At 67.3% G+C, this 954-nt stretch carries 1 protein-coding gene and 1 pseudogene; both read right to left on the reverse strand.

Annotated features, from left to right (window positions below; translation table 11 throughout):
• Positions 1-154: 154 nt before the first annotated feature.
• Positions 155-568 carry a DUF6262 family protein gene (locus AO501_RS16110; RefSeq protein ID WP_016895229.1) on the reverse strand — a complete coding sequence of 138 codons (414 nt, stop codon included), beginning with the start codon at positions 566-568 and terminating at the stop codon, positions 155-157.
• Positions 565-954: pseudogene (locus tag AO501_RS38145) on the reverse strand (site-specific integrase); the annotation flags it as partial. The gene AO501_RS16110 and the pseudogene AO501_RS38145, both read right to left, overlap by 4 nt.

The following is a 954-nucleotide window of genomic DNA, read 5'->3' on the forward strand; positions in this document are numbered from 1 at the left end:
CGATATCTCTAGGTGAGCGGCGTGTGGAGTCGACGTCTACGACGGGGCCGCGGCTTGGCGTAGGTCCGTCGTCGTGGCCGGGTTATCTGTAGGAAGTCGTCGACGGTGGTGGGCTGCGCTGTGGCCCCGTTGGTTCTGGTTGGGTCCGGTCCGGCTATGACGGATGCGGTGTCGCCGCAGGGATGCGGGATTCGAGGAGTCGGCTGCGAAGTGCTTCGTTCTCGGTGCGAAGCTGCGCGAGTTGTTCGGTGAGTTCACGGTTGCGGGCGATCGCGGTGGCGAGTTTGGTGCGTAGCGATTCCAGGCTTGCCGCGCGCCCTGTTGCGGCCGTCGCCGTGGTGGTCGTGGTGGTGCGGAGGTTGGTGATGTCGTCGCGTAGTTGGCTGTGCTGGTAGAGGAAGCTGGTCGATACACCGGCGTCGCGGGCGACGTCGACGAAGGTGACGGGCTGACCGGTGTTTCGCAGTCGGGTGATCGCGCGGCGGGCGCGGGCGGTGGCGTCGGTGGTGCGGGCGGCGGCTGCTGCGGTCAGGCGTGCGGTGCGGCGTTCGCGGTCGTCGGCGCTCACTGAGGTTCCTGCGTGGTGTTCGGGTCGATTTCGCTGATCAGTTTGGAGACCTTGTCGAGCATCGCCGTGTTCAATTCGACGGCGGCTGCGTCGCCGCGCTCGTGAGCGTCGGCGGTGAGGCGTTGCAGTTGGTCGCGGTGCGCGATATGGGCGCCGAGGAAGACCCGGCCGCCGGGGTCGTGGAAGGAGCAGTCGAGGCAGGGGTTGGGCCGGAATTCGCAGCGTTGCGCCGTTGGGAGAGTGCAGAATCCGTTGGGCAGCGCGGTGGTGAACCGGGCCCGGAGCCGCTCCACGTCGGCGTCGGTGTTGGTCGTGTCTGTTGCGGCGCTGTTCCAGAATTCACGTGCTTTGCGGGCCAGGGTGTCGTCGGTGATGCGGGCGTATGC

This window comes from Mycobacterium gordonae (assembly GCF_001417955.2).
GTDB lineage: Bacteria > Actinomycetota > Actinomycetes > Mycobacteriales > Mycobacteriaceae > Mycobacterium > Mycobacterium gordonae_B.